This is a genomic window from Halosimplex carlsbadense 2-9-1 (assembly GCF_000337455.1).
GTDB lineage: Archaea > Halobacteriota > Halobacteria > Halobacteriales > Haloarculaceae > Halosimplex > Halosimplex carlsbadense.
The window spans coordinates 72417-87516 of record NZ_AOIU01000044.1 but is presented as its reverse complement, the minus strand read 5'-3'; the positions used below and the strand labels follow the sequence as shown (position 1 = coordinate 87516).

The 15100-nt window shown below is 60.7% G+C and carries 14 protein-coding genes and 2 pseudogenes; 1 reads left to right on the top strand and 15 read right to left on the bottom strand.

Features of this window, described 5'->3' with window-relative positions; translation table 11 throughout:
* Positions 1-351 precede the first annotated feature (351 nt).
* The 4 genes from C475_RS19480 to C475_RS19465 form a co-directional block, all read right to left on the bottom strand.
* On the bottom strand, positions 352-963 hold the full coding sequence (locus C475_RS19480; protein ID WP_006885616.1) for a hypothetical protein: 612 nt from the start codon (positions 961-963) through the stop codon (positions 352-354).
* Positions 956-1762 carry a hypothetical protein gene (locus C475_RS19475; protein WP_006885615.1) on the bottom strand — a complete coding sequence of 269 codons (807 nt, stop codon included), beginning with the start codon at positions 1760-1762 and terminating at the stop codon, positions 956-958. The genes C475_RS19480 and C475_RS19475 overlap by 8 nt, the downstream gene beginning before the upstream one ends.
* Positions 1755-1976, bottom strand: coding sequence for a hypothetical protein (locus C475_RS19470; RefSeq protein ID WP_049931035.1), 222 nt, complete (start codon positions 1974-1976; stop codon positions 1755-1757). The genes C475_RS19475 and C475_RS19470 overlap by 8 nt, the downstream gene beginning before the upstream one ends.
* A gap of 362 nt (positions 1977-2338) precedes the next feature.
* A complete protein-coding gene (locus tag C475_RS19465; protein WP_049931033.1) occupies positions 2339-3613 on the bottom strand; it encodes an IS200/IS605 family transposase in 1275 nt (424 codons plus the stop codon).
* Positions 3614-3777: 164 nt separating this feature from the next.
* On the opposite strand from C475_RS19465, the pseudogene C475_RS25025 reads away from it, so the two are divergent.
* Positions 3778-4002: pseudogene (locus tag C475_RS25025) on the top strand (ATPase, T2SS/T4P/T4SS family); the annotation flags it as partial.
* Between the two features lie 140 nt (positions 4003-4142).
* On the opposite strand, the pseudogene C475_RS25380 reads toward C475_RS25025, so the two are convergent.
* From C475_RS25380 to C475_RS19415, 11 genes and pseudogenes are all read right to left on the bottom strand, one after another.
* Positions 4143-4353 (bottom strand): annotated as a pseudogene (locus C475_RS25380) (type II toxin-antitoxin system RelE family toxin); the annotation flags it as partial.
* A gap of 130 nt (positions 4354-4483) precedes the next feature.
* On the bottom strand, positions 4484-5089 hold the full coding sequence (locus C475_RS19455; protein ID WP_049931029.1) for a hypothetical protein: 606 nt from the start codon (positions 5087-5089) through the stop codon (positions 4484-4486).
* 100 nt (positions 5090-5189) lie between these two features.
* Positions 5190-5483, bottom strand: a complete 294-nt coding sequence (locus C475_RS19450) for a DUF3006 domain-containing protein (protein ID WP_006885611.1) — start codon at positions 5481-5483, stop codon at positions 5190-5192.
* On the bottom strand, positions 5480-6931 hold the full coding sequence (locus tag C475_RS19445; RefSeq protein WP_049931027.1) for a lamin tail domain-containing protein: 1452 nt from the start codon (positions 6929-6931) through the stop codon (positions 5480-5482). Before C475_RS19445 ends, C475_RS19450 begins: the two co-directional genes overlap by 4 nt.
* Before the next feature lie 105 nt (positions 6932-7036).
* Entirely contained in the window at positions 7037-9040 is a 2004-nt protein-coding gene (locus C475_RS19440; protein WP_006885609.1) for a VirB4 family type IV secretion system protein, read from the bottom strand.
* Positions 9037-10053, bottom strand: a complete 1017-nt coding sequence (locus C475_RS19435; RefSeq protein WP_006885608.1) for a hypothetical protein — start codon at positions 10051-10053, stop codon at positions 9037-9039. Before C475_RS19435 ends, C475_RS19440 begins: the two co-directional genes overlap by 4 nt.
* A gap of 2 nt (positions 10054-10055) precedes the next feature.
* Positions 10056-11450: a hypothetical protein gene (locus tag C475_RS19430; RefSeq protein ID WP_235728489.1), complete on the bottom strand. Its 1395-nt coding sequence runs from the start codon at positions 11448-11450 to the stop codon at positions 10056-10058.
* Positions 11443-12288 carry a hypothetical protein gene (locus tag C475_RS23510; protein WP_006885606.1) on the bottom strand — a complete coding sequence of 282 codons (846 nt, stop codon included), beginning with the start codon at positions 12286-12288 and terminating at the stop codon, positions 11443-11445. Before C475_RS23510 ends, C475_RS19430 begins: the two co-directional genes overlap by 8 nt.
* The gene (locus C475_RS19425; protein WP_006885605.1) at positions 12285-14024 is read right to left on the bottom strand and encodes a hypothetical protein; all 1740 of its coding nucleotides are present in this window, start codon (positions 14022-14024) and stop codon (positions 12285-12287) included. Before C475_RS19425 ends, C475_RS23510 begins: the two co-directional genes overlap by 4 nt.
* Positions 14012-14425 (bottom strand): hypothetical protein, encoded by a 414-nt coding sequence (locus tag C475_RS19420; protein ID WP_006885604.1) that lies wholly within the window; start codon positions 14423-14425, stop codon positions 14012-14014. The genes C475_RS19425 and C475_RS19420 overlap by 13 nt, the downstream gene beginning before the upstream one ends.
* Positions 14426-14637: 212 nt before the next feature.
* Positions 14638-15093, bottom strand: a complete 456-nt coding sequence (locus C475_RS19415; protein ID WP_006885603.1) for an SWIM zinc finger family protein — start codon at positions 15091-15093, stop codon at positions 14638-14640.
* Positions 15094-15100 lie beyond the last annotated feature (7 nt).

Below are 15100 nucleotides of genomic sequence, written 5' to 3'. Positions count from 1 at the left end.
GACGACCCCGAGGTCGTCTACACGTACAGCGGCCGGTCCACCTTCGACCGCCCCGAGATCGACGACCTCCTTGACGAGATCGACGAGCGCCGAACGGACGGCAGCGACCCGACTCCGGCGGCGTGAACGCCCGAGCCCGCGACGGACGACGGCCGTGCGGTCCCGCCGCCGCTGCCGCCCGACGACCCCGAGGCGTGGTACGCGCCGGACGTGCGCTCCCAGACCGAAGTCGCACCGGGGGTCGTCGTCACCATCCGCTGCCCGCAGTCCCGAAGTTCAGGAAACACCTCAGTTGCAACCCAAGAATCTACCTCCGACAGATAGCTGTAAATCTACATACTCGTTATCAATTCAGGCGCGGAATGCGACGAGCGCCCGATAACAAATATAACAGTACGCCACCGGTGCACCGACGAAAGGCATGAGCAACGCCGTCAACGGGAGCATCAGGATTACAGACACAAAGATGTCGACCGTGACCGCTCGAAATGCATTTCGAATGCCCGGCTCCGTAAGCATGAGGTAATACTGCCCGAGCCCAAGAACGATTGCCCCAAATCCGATCCCGAACGCACCGCCGAACAGGGAATGGCCGCTCCGGAGCTGTGTCCCGTTCTGCAGTAACGCGCTCGTCAACCCCATCCAGTCCATCGGTTCGAGATCAGCCTCCGGGTTCTGTCGACGAAACGCCCGTAGTTCCTGACACGCCGCGAGCGTCATGGCAGCCGCAAGCGCACCGCTCGTGAAGAGAAGCCCGAGGGCGACGGGTCGATACTGGAGTCCGTACTTCCACAGTCCCGGTTCGGTCGGATTCTGTGGGAACTGTGTCGGGCGGGTCAAAAGGCGGAGTGCGCCGTCGATCGACGACCGATCCTGCGCCAGCCCCCGCTCAAATGCCCGGACGAAGATCTGGAGCCGGTCGAAGAACACCTGGCGGATCGAATCGATGGAGAGGTCAGTCACCAGAGATCCCCCCGTGGGTATCTGTCTGCGTCGCCTGATCGGTAGTTGAGAGCGTGAGGACTGCGACGGCACCGAGGAATCCTAGTGCGTATGCCGCCTTTGCGGCGAAAAAGAGCAGAATCTCCGTCTCAAGTGCACGCACGTTCGAGAGTTCGGCGCCAACCGCGAGACAGATCACGCCCAGAAGTGCGGCACCCGGGAACGACTCTCGAACACTCCAGAAGCGCCAACCGAGTCCCAATACGCCACCGAATGCGGTCACCAGCGTCCACGTGATGACGATATCGGTCGTCAACGACGGGATCGTGAGGGGTCCGAACAGCGTAAGCCCAAATCCGATCCAGACGCTCATGAGCAGTGCCAGTAGTCCGAGCAGTTGAAAGAGTAGCCACCACCCAACCGTGTCCACAGCGGGAAGCGACCCACCGCCGCTCGATCCCGTCTGTGGACCTGACCGGACCAATGCTACGAGTTTGGCCGGGAGACTCCGGAGGGCCGCTCTGGCACGGCCGGCATAGTAGCGGATCTTCAGATAGGCTCTGACCGTGCCGACTCCCTGGAACCAACTGCCGGTCAGCGACAGGACAGCTACGACGAGCGTCTGGTTCTGAAACGCCCACGGAAGTGCCGCCAGTGACGCCGCGAAGACGATCACGCCGATTCCGAGCGTCTCCCCCTCGTTGTGTCGCACATACGAGACGGCGAGTAGAACGGCGCCGAGGAGTAAGACCGCCGGTCCGAGCCATGCCGGTTCGTAATCGACTACCCAGTCAACCGGAATGAGCAACGGATCAAGCATACTCGCCGATCAGTTCCTGTGTCAACGACGCGGTGATGATACCTAGCCCCACGAGGAGCCCAGATAGCATTAATGGCCCAAGAAAGAACAGTCCAATATATCCGATACCGTCGAACAACGAGAGTACGAGCGGGTCAAACGGTCCAGGAAACAGGTCAGCGAGCGCAAGGAGCGTCATCACCGGAAGGCCAATCCCACAGATGAGCAGCGCCATCTTGGCCTCCGACCGCTGTTCGCTATCATCAGCTAGCACATATATTGCCGTGGAAAGTAATACACTTGTCACCCAGAGGAACGGAATTGCAAGGGCACGACATAGCCCGATCGGCGGCCAGCACATATCCGCTAGGAGACTATTTATCGACAATAAAAAATTCGGACCGTGGTATCGAATACGAAATCGGTTCCGTATCGATCTGAACTATTCGAATGATTCAACCATCAAATTGGCACATTCCATGGTTTCGAGGAGCGGTTCGCGATTCAGTGTAGCTCTAGTTTCACTCGAAACCGACTCGTTCATGACGAATTGACATCCACTCGCTCCACAGCGAGCATCCGCTGGTAGTGCCACAACTACAGCGACATCTTACGGGTTCGTGCGCTATTCGTTGGGCTTTGCGAGGCGTCTGTGGTCGAACGCCACTCGTGATTGTCCCACTGGAACCGCACGGGCCGTGCCATCGGCCTGGCTATCGTTCGGTTGTCGATACGCCGGGTCAGCAAGTTTCGAGACGCGACGAGGTCAGCATGTCCCTCGAATCCACAGGCACAGGTCAGCGTCGACTGGTGACGGCACGTTCTCTCTGCCTGTCCGCAGTCAGGACACTGCTGAGAGGTCCCCGCCTCTGACCGTGACTCGACTGTGATCCCCTGTTCCTCGCAGACGTTCCTAAGTTGGTCTGTCAATTCACCATAGCTCCAGAAGTTATGCACCATTTCGTTGGCGCGGCTACTGCCCGTCACCGGGAAATCCGCTGAAAGGTCACCGACGACTACTGTCCGAATACCGCAGTCGGACAACCGTTCGACGAGGTCACGAACGCAGGCGTCGACCGCGTGATCACGGCGCCTGGACCGCGTTCGGTAGAGCCGCCTGATGCGACGGCTGGTGTTTTGACCATCTTCGAGTTGGTTCCTGAGTCGAGCGATTTCCTCGGTCGTCTCGCGGAACCGTTCAAACAGATCGCGGCCGTGGTACAGATACCGTCGCCCAGTTGTCGTCGAGCACGCTACCAGGGTGTTGACACCGAGGTCAAGCGCTGCGATCTCATCACCAGCCGACTCCGATCCCGGATCCACTGCCACCGTGACGGGCTGGTAAACCCGGAAGGTGTCGTCGATATCGTCGTATTCGATCGTGAGCCGGCCCGACTTCCCGTCCCAGTGAGGATTTCCACGAACGTCGAGCCGAAGCCGCTCGTAGTATCCCATCTCGAACTCCTCCTTGAGGTCCTGTCCGACCCGGATGTCGAGTCGCGACCGCTCACCCCACTGGATATCGTATGCGTCGTTCCGGACGTACGTCTGGAGCGTTCGACCGTCTTCCTCGTTACCCCAGTAGCCCGGTGGGGATGGATCTTCGGATGGGTCGTCTAGCAGTGCGAAGAACGACTGCCATGCGCTCTCGTTGCGCTTGATCATCGCCTGGGCTGTTGCACCACCCAGCACGCCCACGTAGTCGTCATAGACACCATCGACTTCCCAGACATCCTCACCCTCGAAGAATCGCTGTCGACGTCGGTAATTCACTTCGTTCCAGCACGCAGCGGATGCATCGAGGAATCGCAGCAGTAGCTCTCGGTCCGATTCTGTCTGGGGAATTGCTTCGAACGTATTTGTCCGTTTCATCGTTGCTACTCACTTCCGGTTACCGGAACACCTCATAGGAGCGCCGGCGCCCTTCGTCGGCGCGAAAAACACAACCGTGGGCGTCGATCCGGATTCAAGCCATCGATCCAGGGCTGGGTGGTCCCGTTCTCCTACTTGAATCTCAGGGCGAGAGTTGCTCCTGGGTCGCGCTCCCGACCGTCAGCGAGGACGGCCCGCACATCTCCATCCGCAAGCAGGTGCCTAACGTGATGACGCCTGTCGACCTGCTCGAACGGGAGAGCCTCCCGACCGAGCTGGTCGCGATGCTCTGGTAACTGTACGAACACCACGGCGTGGGGCTGTTCTGCGGTCCGGCCGGCGTCGGGAAGACGACGCTGATGAACGCCGTCTCCACGAATGTCCCTTTCTCAGTGTGCGGGCATCACACCGAAGAACTACTAGTAGCGGTCGGGCTTCGGTGAATGATGGCTTCGCCGGAATTTCGGTACGCTGTTTCAAAGATTCTGTTTAATACCCGCGCTGTTTAGCGATTGCAGATCGGGTCTCGTCAGTCGTCGTCAGCAGTGTAGGCCCTGTTCCGATGTTCGATGCGGTGGACTTCCACGCCGACTCGCCTCGGTCAAGAATACAGGCTAATCGATACTGACGCGGACTTTTGAGAACGGGGTGCCGGTCAGCGGTTGGAGGAATTCGTCTAGATCGCGTCACTCTGACCCGACCACCTCGTCGAGCTTCGAGATGATACGGTCCTGCACGTGCTCTGTGGCCGGGATGAGGGTCGGTCTCTTGCGCCCGATCTCGGTTCACGCTCTCTTGGCGTAGCAACGTCCCCATCGAGTCAGCAAAGCTATTAGAACCCTCATGAATTGGATGTTTCAATATTGCCCACTATGAGCTCTCTGAGCGACCGTCAAACAGTGAGGTAAACCGTGTCAGCAGTGCAAGCGCGATGGCGATGCCGAACATCGGATATTCGACTCCAACGACCATCCACTTCAAGGATTCAGAACTGTTCATGAGGCCAATCAGGATGGTCGCGTAGTCCTCGGGATTCGTGTAGATGAGGATGACCCAAAGGTTCTCCAGAGAATCGAGAAGTCGAGAGATGACCGTCAAGCCCATTCCAATCTTCGGTATCAGGACTAGCCTGTCATGGACTGACAGCATTTTCAGGGAGATTGAATGAACCGAGAAAAACAAGAAGAATCCTGCCACGATGAAGATGTAATCGAGGACCGAGAGAAGCATCACAGATCGCATGACTGGCTCGAAGGCTTGCAATATCGTGTCCACCTCCGCTCGGCTCGTCGCAGCCTGCAAATCTGCAGTAGAATAACCGGACATCTCGATCCGGCGAGTCACCGGAACGAACCCCATAGCAATCACCCCAACAAAGGTGCAAAACGAGACAACGGCAACAACACCGTGGGTTTTAGCGGAGAGAGCATCCGTATATGGTTCGACAGGGCGAAAGAGTGTATCCAGCCATCGCATACAGGAATCAGACAGTACTCACGTTTCCATTAATCGATATCATTCTCACCCGACACATCTCGTGCTGTGTCGTCGGGACCTCAATTAGAGGTAACGTACGCTACCGGGAATCGTCTGCATCATCGTCGCGCGGTGGCCGTTGTGAAAGCTGGTCGAATCGGTCCTGTGCCTGCCTGTTGCGCTCTTCTGTGGCTTGTCTGTCGTAGTCCACCCCAACGAGTGTCCCGTCGACGAGCGCAATCTCCAGAATCGCATCGGCATGTCCCGCTGGGCCCGGAAGGTCGCGCTCGTCGACGGTGAGTTCATACAGTTCATCCTCACCATCCACTTCGAGGGTTGCCAGCGAGTCTTCGATACGGTCAACCACTGCCGTGTAGGTGCCATCCGGGATCATGAATACGACTCCCTGAGGACTTCGTCGCCGTCCGCAGTCGTGACGATGACCGTATCACCGCCATTGTTCCAGATCGGAGATCCAGCTCCCCAGTAGAGATCACTGTCGGTATCCGTCCCACTGCCGGTGTGCAGTGTCACACTCGCATTCGCTGCCAGTGTGACGCCGTCGGGAACCGTATAGGTGTGATCGGCAGCATCCGCGATAGCCCATCCGCTCAGATCAAGCGAGGCGTCACCGGCGTTCCGGAAGACGACGTATTCGTCGTTGAGGTTCGCTCTGTCGTCACCCGCGGCGTCCGCATTGACATCTTCGAGGACGAGCGTCCCAGTACCGCCAACCGTCTCGGTCCCGCCGTCAGTCACGACGGGGGTCTGTTGGGTCGAGTTACTGCTGCCGTTGATGGTCGCTCGGGGCGCGACTGGATCCGTTGCCCCCGGTTCGATCGGCGTCCCATCGCGAATGGATAGTGGGTCTGTCCGCGCCGCCTGCTGTGTCTCAACAGTAACCTGCTGGCCGTCACTTGCGAGGACGATGTTTCCATGTGTCGCCGTCCAGTAAGCTGGGATAGAGCGGTCAGCGAGGCGCTGGAGGACTTCCTCGTGTGGGTGGCCGTACTGGGAATCGTTCGCGCTGGAGATGACGACCGCCTTCGGCCCGACAGCATCGAGCAGCGCCCCGCCGGTGCTGCTGCGACTTCCGTGGTGACCCGCTTTCAGTATCGTCGCCCGGAGTGTCGCGTTGTAGGTGTCGACGAGGTACTGCTCCTGGTCAGCTTCGGCGTCGCCCGTGAACAGGAACCGAGTCTCCCCGAAGGTGAGCGCGAGTACGATACTGTTCTCGTTGCGGTCGCGATTGTCGAGATACGGCTCTGGGGGTCCGAGTACGTCGACCGAGACGCCCTCGAACGGGAGCGGGTCCCCGGCCCGCGTCTCGTAGAGCGTGACGTTGTGCTGTTCGACGGCATCCAGATACGCTTCGTACGTCTGGGTACTCGCCGCGATCCCGGGGTCGTAGATGGCGCCGATGCCGTCGGCCTCGGTCTCGTAGTAGTCGATGACTGCCGCGTTTCCGCCGATGTGGTCCGCGTCGGCGTGGGTAACGACGAAATGGTCGAGCCGGCTGATATTGTGGCGTTTGAGATACTGGAGGACGTATTCACCGTCAGTCCTGAAATCGCCGGAGTCGATCAGCATCGTCTCGTTCGTCGGGCCGACAATCAGCGTACTCACTGATTGGCCGACGTTGATGAAGTGGACCTCGAGTGTCCCGTTCGGTGTCGTCGTTTGGATCGGAGCGGCCGATTGGGTCTGCGTCGGTCGGTCACTACTGGTTTCGAGCGCCGATGAGTCTGCGGGGCCGGCATCGGACTGGGTCAGCCCGACACAGCCCGAGAGAACGACGAGTACTGCGAGGAGACCGATGCAAACCGATCGACGCCGAGTCACGCACCCCTGTACGTGGGTCAGCTGGAATAGTCTTGTGTCGGGGTATCGTTTCGCAGCTGCAGCGACCGGGTGTAGGAGATCACGTCCGGTCGCCGGAGGTGGCAGTCACTCGCCCACGTCGGTCTGTGCGGCTTCGAACTCGCTCGCCCGCACCCGAAACGGGAACCACCCCTCCTCGTCGATCCCGAGCAGCGCTTCGGAGAATCCGTCCTCGTCGTTGCCTGCCTTCGCGGTCCGAATCCAGTTCACTTCCCGGTCGCTCAGCCCGAACCACTCGACCAGTTTGTCGGTCTCCTCTTGCACCCGATGGATCAGCGTGAGCGAACAGAGATCGGCGATGGTCTTCGCCTCGGGCGTCAGTGCGAACTCGCCGCCGGTCTGGGTGATGAACTGCAGCGACAGGTCGTAGTGGCGACTGTGTCGCACCGCGGTCTCGAGGAACTCCAGCGACGTGGCGTCGTTCAGCAGGTAGTGGGCCTCGTCGATGGCGAAGACGACCCGTTTGTCCGTGCCCTTCGCGCGCTCGTAGACGGCGTTGAATAGTACCTGCATCATCAGGCTCGTCTCCGAGCGGCCGGTTGCGCCCTCCTCCTGATGGAGGTCGAGGTACAGCACCGGCGACTCTAGGTCGAAGCTCGTCCGCTCGGCGAGGTTGTCGAGGTCACCACCCTCGCGGAACGAGGGTCGGAGATCGGTCAGCAGCGTTTGGGCGTCGTTCCGGACTTTCTCCTGTTCGCCCTCGGTCGCGTAGCCGAACTCCGCGGGGGATTCGAGCAGATCTTCGAGGACGGCGATCACGTCCTGAACCGTCGGCGACTCCCGGTCGTGCGTCGACGGGTCCTTCGTGATCCCCCGGCGTTCGTAGGCCTCCTGTATCGCCCGCCGGAGCGTCTGTTTGCGGTCGCCGAGCGGGTTCGCGGCGACGTGTTCGAAAAAGGTCTCGAAGAAGGTGAGCACCCACGACAGCTGCTCGGCCCACGGATCCAGATCGGGGACGTCCCGGAGTACCGCCTCGGGGGTCGCCCGAAGTTCGAGCGGGTTCAGCCCGCGGGTGCCACCGACGGTGACCCGCTCGCCGCCGAGCGCGTCGTTCACACCGGCGAACCCGCTCAGTGGGTCGAGCATGATGAGGACCGTATCCTGGTCGTACATCGCCCGCCGGAGCAACTGCAGTTTCGTCGAGAAGGACTTCCCGGCGCCGAGTTGTCCGATGACCATCGCGCAGTAGCCCGTCTCGCGCTCGAAGCGGTCGAGAATGAGCGGGCTCTCGTTGAGCGCGTAGGTGCCATACTCGATACCCGGTTCGGCGAATGCGCCAGCGACAAAGGGGAACATCGCGCCGACGGCGCCAGCGAGCATCGGCGTCGTCGTATCGAGCGATTCGTTGAGTTTGTCGACGCCGACCGGGCTGGCCGAGACGAACGACTCCAGTTGTGCCCACCGCGGCGTGACTGGCGTGAGATTCGTCGGAGATTGGCGGGCCGTGTTCGTGACGCTATCGGTGTTCAGGTCGTCGGGCGAGTCACCCTGGACGGCGAGGTACATCGACACGTCGAACGCCTGCATCGACGTGTTCCGCAGGGCGTCGTACAGCGCCTGGTAATCCTGGAGGTCCTTCTCGACCCCGCGGGCGCCGGCCTTGCGTTTCTCTTCGAGATACTCCCGGTCGGCCTCCAGATCCTCGATCGTGTTTTCGAGCGTGTCCAGCGTGGCGTTCGTCTCCCGCGGCGAGATGTGGAGGCTGATGTCCGTCCGTCGTGTGGCCGCCGTCGAGTACAGCGTCTCGAACAGTCCGTCCCGCGGGCGGTCGGGATACTCGCCGACCCACAGGGTTCGCGCCCACTGGTCGCCGGTTCGAACGGCGTTGGGTTCGGGCTCGATACTCGACGGCGTGACGACCGTCTGGTGAATGTCGGGTATCTCGGGAATCTCGGGCCCGGTGCCCTTCGACGGGTCGTACTCGACACTGACCCGCTCCGTGTCTGGTGCTGCGGTGCCGCGATCCCCGGCCGCAGTCTCGTCGTCGCCCGTGGCTTGACCGTCCGTGTCGTCGGCCTCGGTGGATTCGTCGTTCCGCGTCGGAATCACCGACAGGAGTGTCTCGATCATCGGTCCGGCCCCCCGACCATCCCGCGTGTGCGAAGCACCTGGTCGAGATTTCCGTACTCCTGCGATTCGTCGCTCCAGTACTCGCCGACGATCGACGTGGCCTCGGTGGCGTCGATCCGATGGGCCGTACACCCATCGATGCCGCGAAGACCTGTTCGGACGCGGTCGAGTCGGTCGTCGAGTTCGTCGATCAACGCCTCGCGTTCGACGGCTGCCCGCGGTGCGAACAGTTCGCGCACGAAGAGGCCGAGGACGGGGAGGTCGGCCAATTGCTCGGCGAGACTGGCCTGCTCGAAGCGGACCTCAGCAGGTGTGACCGGGACGACGACGTAGTGGTCGCGGATGGTCATCTGTCGCTCAGCGAGTTCCTGCTCGTACCACTCGACGTACTGCTCGATGAGCGATTCGAGCTGGGGATTGGCCTCGACGTCGGGGTCACCCAACCGTGACTCGTACTCGGCGAGGTGCTCAGCCACGGGAAACGGTTGGGTCGTCGAGTAGATCTGGATCGGGAACTCGACGGTGGTGTTGAGGAAGTCCTGAAAGGATTCGGCCTTCTGGGCCCACTCCTCCTCGGTCGCGAGCGCCATCGTCGGTGGGACGACCTGGACGAGGCCGAAGACTGCACCGTCAGTCCGCTCGATGGCGCCGCGATCGGGGTACACTCGTTCGATCTGGGTGTATTCCTTGGCCGCCTCGTGGTCGATCTCGCTGGATTGGGCGTGAAAGCCCAGCATCGATGTGACCCAATCGGCGCTGGTGGTGTAGGCCGGCGTCAGGTAGACAAACACCGCCCCGACCGCGATCATCGCACCCGCCACCGGGAGGGTGAATGTGTCGATCCGATACCCCTGGATGGCCAGATCCGATGGAACGAGGGTCTGGACGAGGAGGACGACCACGACGCCGGGGAACAGTGCCACGGCCAGGTCGGTCAGCGTGTAGCTCCCCAGTAGTTTCGTGCCGGTACCGAGCGATTTCGGAATGCGTTTTGCGGGGTTTCGGTCCTGCATCGTTAGCGAATGTAGCGTGGCTCGTCGTCGATTGCGCCGCGCTGCTCGTCGTCGGTCGATCGGTCACCTGTGCGGGCCGGGTCGCGAAGTGCATCGAACTCGTCGTCGCGACCGCCTGTGTCGGCCGCATCCGACTGTTTGGACGCATCGTCATCGGCTGCAGTGTCGCCGGCCGCGTCTGTCGATCTGCCCGTCGAAGCGTCGTCTACGCGGGTATCCGTATTCGAGTATCGCTGGAGTGCTCCCCGGAGTCGCGACCCAGTGTCATTGAGACGGGAGCCCGCGGCGTGGGCACGAGAGGACCCCGAGCTGAACACGGCTTGCCCATCCGGCTTGATCGCGGCTTTGCCCCGTGTGCCCCGGACAAAGTTCCGGCTGCGATGGACCGCCGACTCGCCGAGATTCCGTGTACTCCCGAGTCGTGATCGTGCGCGCCTCGATGAGGCGTGGTGGGACGCACTCTGTGCCATGAAGAAGATCGACCCAGCCTGCCAGAAGAGAACGAACGGCGAGACGATCGCGACGATTGGGATGACGAGGGCAGCGAGCCAAGTTGTCAACCCTTGTGTTGAAAATCCAAAATTTTGCCCGAGAATCTGTGCCAGTCGAAATAGGAATGCAACTGGGACAGGCATGAATAGAAATGGAACATAAAATCCAGACAGTCGTTTCATGAACTTCGAAACGAGAGAGAATGGACCGACACCAGGAATCCAAAGGGCAATTATGACTGGCATCAGCAGCGTGAAAAGATACAATATGACAATTCGTATGAAATAGATCGCAATCACCAGGCATAGGAGAAAGAAATCGACAGAGAGTGTGATCGCGGTTGTGAGGGCGCCAATTGAACTAAATGAGATAGCTTTGAAGAAAGAAATCTGGGAAAGTTCGGGGGCGACAAAAATTGCTAGTTCGTTAGTGAACTGGCGCGCAAGCGCATCCATCCACCACCAAGAGAGAATCCCTAACAATCCAGCGAGCGAGCGTCTCTTGAGCTTAGTCTTATGATAGCCGCTGAAGAGATAGCTCGTTGATTCAAGAATGATTACCAGTCCGATGGAAAGAGACCATAACAATAGCGAGAGGGGAATGATTTGTTCAAAATAGTACACATAAATGTCTGGCCAAGAGCTATTTGACGGCGCATTGAATACCGAATTCGGATGTGGTGTGCCGATAATAATCGATATTACGTCATTTCCATACGTTTCGATAAGGTCTCTAATTGGGCTAAACAGAACTCGTAGAGCTTCTTTGATAGCCCAGACGATCGTCTCTCCAAGAGCACCACCACCACCATCGCCACCTCCGCTCTGGGCTTGAACAGTACCGATTAGGCACTGAGATGCAATACAGAGGGTAATCCCGGTAACCCAACCCAAGCGCTTAGTCATTCTTCTCAGATGAATCCTCTAAGAGAGCAATTGAGATGTCGCTACAGGTGCTCGCAAAGTTAGCGCTAAATTCTTCACCTGCCAGGGTGGCACTCAGGCGTTCTCTAACATTCGTACCGATTCCTGACAGGACGAGAACCGATAGCTGTACTTTTTGATTGTTACAATGGTACCCTTCGGTGAGGAGGAATGGTGAGTCAGTCCCCCGCAGTTCCGAAGACTCCCCTGGCTCCAAGATTACGTCATTCTTGGCCTCTGGCTTTTCTAGGTTCTGTAGTGGGACTGTCTTAGCGTAATCATTTGTTGGGATGTGATTTGCATCCCGATCTAGTGCATTCTCATACCCAACGTAATAGACCCAGGTCGGGCCTGTACCTGTGTTTTCGACCGAAACGAGGAGATTAGCTCTGTTCGACGGTGTCGGCCGCCCGCCCGTGTACGGTTCGACATTGGTGATCTCCAGATCAGGTTCCAACGGAATCGTCTTTGATGCGACTTCCTCCTCGTCGGAAATTGCCACGAGCGAATGCTCACCAGGGGTATAGTGCCATCCCTGGCTGTAGTTGAAGAGGTCGATCTCGGCTGTCGTCGTTCCCGTCGCGACCGAAGTGGACCGGAAGAGGCTCCCGGATGGACCGACCAAATTGAGTTTCGTTACCGAGTGGCCCTCTGAGAGTTCAACCACGAGTGAAGCGCCGGAACCAGACGTTTCCTGAATGGGAGAGGTCCCGCCGACACCACCACCGGGTCCAAGACTCGAACAGCCCGCGACACCCGCAGCTGTGAGCGCGAGCGTGCGCTGCAGAAACCGCCGTCGCGATCGCCGTTCGCCCGTCATAGTCCCCTCCAGGGTGGCCACACGGGCATCCCCGTGACCCGGTCGATGAGAAACACCGCCAGCAGAAATAACCCGACCGGGACACCGGCCCGGTACAGGTGTCGAACGAGGGTGAGCGCCGTCCCCTGCACGCTGGCGGAATCCGAATCGCCGACGTAGGAGTTCGGCCGCAGCCACCAGTCCCACGGCTCGAAGCGAGCCGTGATCGCGCCGGCCGGTCGGGCGATGGTCGTCGTGACCGTCCCGTCGTGGTCGGTCTCGACGCGCTCACCCGCGAGGCGGACGTAGCCCTCGGTGTCCGTGGTTCGGATCGGCGTCCCCATCTCCGCGTCCCGGAGGGTGACACGAACGGTCGTCGTCTGGTCCGTCGTGTTCAAGACGGTCAGCGTGAGATTACTGCGGTGGATGGTGACCTCGGTGAAATACTGCGGGTCGAGCTCCCACTCGGTGCCCCGAACCAGCCCGGAAATCCTCACGTCATCCAACGTCGCGTCGGGCGTCTCGAAGCGTGTCGCGAGCCGGTAGCTGGCCGTATACGGCTGTTCGAGCACGTCTAGATTGACGGTTGACGGTAGCCTCGGTGGGCGCTGTTGCCGTCCCTTGACCTCGAGTAGCGAGACCGTCTCAGCCGGTGCGACGGTCGGCCCGGTCTTGATGGGATAGGCCGATACTTCTAACGGGTGCAGCGGCGAGTGGGAGACGTTCGAGCCTTCGGCTGTCGCCGTGACCAGTCTGTCCCAGCCCGGATCGCGAGCCGAATAGAAACGCCAGACACCGCTGACACGGCCCGCCTGTAACCGGTAGCCGAGCCAGGGGCCAGTCTTGACGATCATAAGGCCCAGATCGCCGTCGGGATAGCGCGCGTAGACGCCACCAGCCAACAGCGAGTGCGCCTTCACGTCGACCGAGTCGGTGACGGTCAGCGTCTCCTCGTATCTCGTCGTATTGGACTGCCACGAGACACACCTCGTCGTCACGTCACCGCCCGCAGTGCGGTTGACGACGGTCCGATTTGAACACCAGCTGTGGGTCCGCGTGAGCGTCGCTGAGACATTCGCTTCCACAGACAGCGTATTGGTCGCCCCGCGGTCGTCGCTGAGGTCGTAGGACAACCGATGGGTGTGACTGCCACCGGAGTTGGCTTCGCGGGCCCCGTCGACGAGGAGTTCTGTGGTCGTCACGGAGTGGTTGACCAGCGACCAGGTGATCTCCTCGTCACGACCGTCGGAGTCCGACGGCACGGGGATCCGGTAATCGAGCGTCGCGAATACCCGGCCCTGCTTGGCGACGTATCGCGGCTGTCGCTCGGGCGTGAGCCGGACCCGCGTCGACGGCTGGACCGTGAAGATCTCGACGTAGGCATCGCGGACGATCCGCCCGTCGGTCGTGTTTGCGGCCGCGGGATACACCGACGTTTCGACCCCGGTCGTCGGGAACTCCGGGAGTTGCTCTCGGTTCCACGCTTCGACCGCCTCGGGTGGCCGGTTGAACGGGACGTCGGTCGTCGCCGCGAGCGACCGAGCGGCCGACTCGCTCCGGTTGCGAAGCGCGGAGTGGGTCACCGAATCGCGGTCCCGTGACCACAGCGCAGGATCGGTGTCGTGGTGGTCGGTGCTGTTGGGTGTGAACATCGTCTCGGCTGGACGGGCGACCGACTGAGTCGCCAGGAGGGCACTCACGGCGACAACCGCGGCGACCGCCGCCCCGACGCCCAGCGTGCGGATCAGAAGCTGCAACTGGACCCACCCGCCACGACGGACGTGAGTAGGAACTGCAGGATCGTCGTCGCGAGCGGCGCGACGATGACGCCCCACAGGACTCCCTGGACCCGCATCGATTTCAGTTCCTTCTTCGTGTCCGCACGCCGAATGAGCGGGATGGTGACGGTCGCACCCAGCGCCACGAGGCCGCCGACGAGCGGGCCGCCGAACTGAATCAGCGTGAAGAGATTTCGGATCGTGTCCGCCATGTCCGTGTCGCAAAAGGCCGACCCGGTGGACTGGGCGCTCACCGGCTCGACCGCGAGGAGTGCGAGCGCGCCGGCGACAAGTGCGAGTTTCGTGACACGCCCCCAGCAGTTCCGATCGTCCGTATCGCTCGGTTCCCCCTGCTTGTCAGTATCGGCTGCGTCGTACATTGTTCGAGCATCGCCACTCGTTGTCCGCCTTTCCCCCCGGAGAGGCGGTAGAGGGCGATAGACAGTCGGACGGTCGGCGCTATTGTCACAAAAAACTTATTATCTAAATACACTTTGGGGAATAATGATTGCAGTTTTGCCATCAACAGCAGGGGATCGAGAGCGGTCACGCTGCAGTCGCTGTCGATACCGAAGGAGGTCGTATCAGATACTCAGCGAGGGAGTTCTTTCCGACCAGTACGGACACACTCCCAGCACGGGAACTCGTCGAAGCATTCAGCACACTCGTCGGCATCGGTGGGAGGCTCGGCCTCGTCCTCGGAGCGGGCGTCCTCGTTCGGTGACGCCGAGCAGGTCGTCGACGACGTGACCGAGCCGCCGTCCGCGGCGAGTGGTCTGTCAGTGGCCGCGACGGCGTCTAGGATCGGCCGCCGGATCGCGACGGCGACGCGGTGCTTGCAGGCGCCCTCGTAGCGCTCGTCGGCCGGGCACTCGCAGGCCATCGGCACGCCGTCGGCGACACTGACGCGATACTCGTGCTCGCTCGGGTCTGGATGGCTCCCGTTGCGGACGACGACGCCACCGTCGGTGAGCGTGAACTCGAAGGCTTCGTACTGGGCGCGCTTTGCGACGCGGGTCGGGAAGTCGAGGTGTTCCAGCGGGTGCATCGTATCG

Excerpts from the sequence above, each read along its gene's own strand:
- C475_RS19470 (WP_049931035.1), bottom strand. The coding sequence starts at position 1,976 with ATGGCGCTGCTCATCTGTGGGATTGGCCTTCCGGTGATGACGCTCCTT.
- C475_RS19465 (WP_049931033.1), bottom strand. The coding sequence starts at position 3,613 with ATGAAACGGACAAATACGTTCGAAGCAATTCCCCAGACAGAATCGGAC.
- C475_RS19420 (WP_006885604.1), bottom strand. The coding sequence starts at position 14,425 with ATGTACGACGCAGCCGATACTGACAAGCAGGGGGAACCGAGCGATACG.
- C475_RS19430 (WP_235728489.1), bottom strand. The coding sequence starts at position 11,450 with ATGACTAAGCGCTTGGGTTGGGTTACCGGGATTACCCTCTGTATTGCA.
- C475_RS19455 (WP_049931029.1), bottom strand. The coding sequence starts at position 5,089 with ATGCGATGGCTGGATACACTCTTTCGCCCTGTCGAACCATATACGGAT.
- C475_RS19450 (WP_006885611.1), bottom strand. The coding sequence starts at position 5,483 with ATGATCCCGGATGGCACCTACACGGCAGTGGTTGACCGTATCGAAGAC.
- C475_RS19415 (WP_006885603.1), bottom strand. The coding sequence starts at position 15,093 with ATGCACCCGCTGGAACACCTCGACTTCCCGACCCGCGTCGCAAAGCGC.
- C475_RS19475 (WP_006885615.1), bottom strand. The coding sequence starts at position 1,762 with ATGCTTGATCCGTTGCTCATTCCGGTTGACTGGGTAGTCGATTACGAA.
- C475_RS19440 (WP_006885609.1), bottom strand. The coding sequence starts at position 9,040 with ATGATCGAGACACTCCTGTCGGTGATTCCGACGCGGAACGACGAATCC.
- C475_RS19435 (WP_006885608.1), bottom strand. The coding sequence starts at position 10,053 with ATGCAGGACCGAAACCCCGCAAAACGCATTCCGAAATCGCTCGGTACC.
- C475_RS23510 (WP_006885606.1), bottom strand. The coding sequence starts at position 12,288 with ATGACGGGCGAACGGCGATCGCGACGGCGGTTTCTGCAGCGCACGCTC.